The following is a 3,239-nucleotide window of genomic DNA, read 5'->3' as shown; positions in this document are numbered from 1 at the left end:
GCGGGGGGGAGGGGGGTGGGGTAAACATCTAAAGAGCACACCCCGAATAAAAACCCCACCCAAGTGGGGCTGCGGGCCCCCCCCCCCCCCCCAACGCCGCATTGGGTGCGCTCAACGCAACCAATGCCACATTGGGGTGGTCGGGGCCAGGTGGCGGGTCAGGCGTCCGGGTCGTCGGTGGGCCGCTTGCGCTGCTGCTCGCCGAGCTTGCGCAGGAAGTCGGGGTCGTCGTCGGGTGCGAGGGTGGGGCGCCGATCGGGCACGCCGATGCGTTGCGCCCCGAAGGCCCGCCACAACAGAACGGCGATGGTGATGGCGCCCACCGCTGCGAGCAGAGCGATCATGCCCGGTCCTTCCGTCGTGCAAGGCCTTGCCGGTGTCCCACGTTACCAATCCGGCCTGAAGAAGGCGGGTACGCAACCGGACGTCAGGGCCTATCGCAAAACGTTCCCGCCGTGACTGTGGTCGGACTGGTAACCATCCGCACAGTAGCCGTAAAACGGCGAACCGGCCCGAACCCTGGGTACGACGAAGGGTCGTGACCGGTAAGAGGTGCGGGAAGTCACCTCTTACCACTCACGACCCTCTTGTCGCGCTGGTTCAGGCCTTGCGGGCCGGTTCGCTCGCGTCGGTGGTGAGCTCGGCGAGGAGCTCGTTCACCTCGGACTCGCGGAACCTGCGGTGCCCGCCCGGGGTCCGGATCGAGCCGATCCGGCCGGCCGTGGCCCACCGGGTGACCGTCTTCGGGTCCACCCGGAACAAGGCGGCCACTTCACCCGGGGTGAGCAACCTTCCGCCCATCGTCGCGGTCATTTTCCGCCTCCTTAACGACCTACTTGCTATACCGGAGGCATCGGGCCTTTCGCCCGTCGCGCCGGGGTAGCCAACGCGGCAATCGTGGCACTTCACCCGTCGGGTACTCGAACGGTTGTCCTTGAGTAAAGAGCCCTTAAAGTGCAAAAGGGACATAACCTCTGGCGTCCTCCCGCGTGTGAAGTCCTTGTTCAAATGGCTCTGACCAGGAGGTTTTCTTCTGCGGAACGGCGGCCTCAGGTAAAGACACGCCAAAGCGGCATCGCGGGCCATAGCGGACCATCGGCGACGTTGTGACGCAGTAGACACTGTGTCTGTCGCCGGGGGCGTCTCACCTTCCCTGCGGCCGGCGCGGGCGGCGCCGCATAATGAGCCGGTGGATCAGCTGGACCGGAAGATCATCGCGGCGTTGCGGGTCAACGGCCGGGCCACCTACGCCGACCTCGGCCGCTCCGTCGGGTTGTCGGCCTCGTCGGTGCACGAACGCGTGGGCAAGCTCGAGGCCGCGGGGGTGATCACCGGCTACCACGCCATGGTGGACCCGGGCACCGTCGGCCTGGGCGTGACGGCGCTGGTGGGCATCCACCCGACCGACACCGCCACCGACGAGGACGTGGCCGCGGCGCTCGGCGAGCTGCCCGAGGTGGAGAGCTGTTACGCCGTGGCTGGCGACGAGGCGTTCGTGGTGAAGGTGCGCGTGTCGACCGTCGACGAGCTGGAGCACACACTCGGGCGGCTGCGGCGCATCCCGGGCGTCGGGCGCACCAACACGACGGTGGTCCTCTCGACGCGCTTCGAGGGCCGTCCGAACAACGCGGGCCTGGACGAAGAGGCCGAGAACAAGGCGTAGCCTCCCTTGATGTGAGCGAATCGCCGGAACACGAATCGCCGGAACACCTGCCCCGTGACCTGACCCTGTACCTGGTCGCGCGCTTCGCGCTCGTGGCCGTGGTCGCGTGGGTGCTGGTGCTGGTCGGAGTGCCGCTGCTGGTGTCCCTCCTCATCGGGCTCGTCGTGGGCCTGCCGCTGGGTCTGCTGCTCTTCCGCAAGCTCAACGCGCGCGTGACGGCCGGGCTGGCCAAGCGCAACGAGTCGCGGGCTCGCGCGCGGGCCGCCCTGCGCGCCCAGCTGCGCGGCGACCTGCCGACCAACCCGGGCGACGAAGCCGCGTGAGCAGGCTCCACAACCGGGCCTGGGTGCGCGAGGCCGTCCGCATCATCGAGGCCGACGCGAACCGCAGCGCCGACACACACCTGCACGTGTTCCCGCTGCCCCCGGAGTGGGGTGTCGACCTCTACCTGAAGGACGAGTCCGTGCACCCCACGGGCTCGCTCAAGCACCGGCTGGCCCGGTCGCTGCTGCTCTACGGCCTGGTCAACGGCCAGATCGGCCCGGACACCACGCTCATCGAGGCCTCCAGCGGGTCGACGGCGGTGTCCGAGGCGTACTTCGCGCGCATGCTGGGGCTGAAGTTCGTGACCGTGGTGCCGCGGCGGACGAGCAAGGAGAAGATCGCCCTCATCGAGTTCTACGGCGGTGAGTGCCACTACGTCGACCGGGCGCCGGACATGTACCCGGAGGCGGAGCGGCTCGCGGCCGAGTGCGGCGGGCACTACCTCGACCAGTTCACCTACGCCGAGCGCGCGACCGACTGGCGGGGGAACAACAACATCGCGGAGTCGGTGTTCGCGCAGATGCGGGCGGAGCGGCATCCGGTGCCGTCGTGGATCGTCGTCGGAGCCGGCACGGGTGGGACCAGCGCGACGTTCGGCCGGTATGTGCGGTACAAGCGCCACACGACGAAGGTCGCCGTGGTGGATCCGGAGAACTCGTCGTTCTTCGGTGCCTGGGAGACCGGCGCGCTGGACTATGCGACGGGGATGCCGTCACGGATCGAGGGGATCGGGCGGCCGAGGGTGGAGCCGTCGTTCGTTCCCGGGGTGATCGACGAGATGTTCTCGGTGCCGGACGCCGGGTCGCTGGCGGCGATCCGGTTGTTGAGGGATCACACGGGGCATTGGGCCGGCGGGTCCACGGGGACGAATCTGTATGGCGCGTTTTTGTTGATCTCGCGGATGGTTGCCGAGGGGCAGGCCGGGTCCGTCGTGACTTTGCTGTGCGACGGGGGCGACCGGTACGCGAACACGTACTACTCGGATGAATGGCTGGCCGAGCAGGACCTCGACATCGCGCCGTACCGGGCGAAGTTCGACGAGTTCATGCTGACGGGGCGGTTTGAGGGGTAGGCCCTTGCCGGGCCGTCGTTGGTCCTCGTAGGGCGTGTTGCGTTGGGGGTGCACCCCGAAGCTGGATTGTGTCGACGGCCGGTGAGCCGTTGTCAAGGCGGGAAAGCGTGCCTTGACAACGGCTTCGACGCCCCCGACCACCCCCGCCTGCGCCGGCTCCTGGGGCGCGCCTTCACCCCA

5 protein-coding genes are annotated in these 3,239 nt (G+C 68.4%); 3 read left to right on the top strand and 2 right to left on the bottom strand.

Annotated features, from left to right (window positions below; all coding sequences use genetic code 11):
- Window positions 1-158 precede the first annotated feature (158 nt).
- Window positions 159-344 carry a hypothetical protein gene (locus tag AB0878_RS49290; RefSeq protein WP_220245962.1) on the bottom strand — a complete coding sequence of 62 codons (186 nt, stop codon included), beginning with the start codon at window positions 342-344 and terminating at the stop codon, window positions 159-161.
- 256 nt (window positions 345-600) lie between these two features.
- The gene (locus tag AB0878_RS49285) at window positions 601-813 is read right to left on the bottom strand and encodes a BldC family transcriptional regulator (RefSeq protein ID WP_072474890.1); all 213 of its coding nucleotides are present in this window, start codon (window positions 811-813) and stop codon (window positions 601-603) included.
- Between the two features lie 376 nt (window positions 814-1,189).
- Between AB0878_RS49285 and AB0878_RS49280 the strand changes: the two genes are divergently transcribed.
- The 3 genes from AB0878_RS49280 to AB0878_RS49270 are packed head-to-tail and all read left to right on the top strand — an operon-like array spanning window position 1,190 to window position 3,059.
- Window positions 1,190-1,663, top strand: a complete 474-nt coding sequence (locus AB0878_RS49280) for an Lrp/AsnC family transcriptional regulator (RefSeq protein ID WP_285970770.1) — start codon at window positions 1,190-1,192, stop codon at window positions 1,661-1,663.
- Window positions 1,664-1,674: 11 nt separating this feature from the next.
- Window positions 1,675-1,986, top strand: coding sequence for a DUF4229 domain-containing protein (locus AB0878_RS49275; protein WP_366590620.1), 312 nt, complete (start codon window positions 1,675-1,677; stop codon window positions 1,984-1,986).
- Window positions 1,983-3,059, top strand: coding sequence for a PLP-dependent cysteine synthase family protein (locus AB0878_RS49270; RefSeq protein ID WP_366590618.1), 1,077 nt, complete (start codon window positions 1,983-1,985; stop codon window positions 3,057-3,059). The genes AB0878_RS49275 and AB0878_RS49270 overlap by 4 nt, the downstream gene beginning before the upstream one ends.
- The last annotated feature ends 180 nt before the right edge of the window (window positions 3,060-3,239 follow it).

The sequence above is a fragment of the Amycolatopsis sp. NPDC047767 genome, assembly GCF_040704195.1.
Lineage (GTDB): Bacteria > Actinomycetota > Actinomycetes > Mycobacteriales > Pseudonocardiaceae > Amycolatopsis.
The sequence above is the reverse complement of the archived record's forward strand: the minus strand, read 5'-3'. Positions and strand labels throughout refer to the sequence as shown.

What these genes read in the sequence shown, in the direction of transcription:
- AB0878_RS49290 (WP_220245962.1), bottom strand. Translation starts at nt 344, where the DNA reads ATGATCGCTCTGCTCGCAGCGGTGGGCGCCATCACCATCGCCGTTCTG.
- AB0878_RS49285 (WP_072474890.1), bottom strand. Translation starts at nt 813, where the DNA reads ATGACCGCGACGATGGGCGGAAGGTTGCTCACCCCGGGTGAAGTGGCC.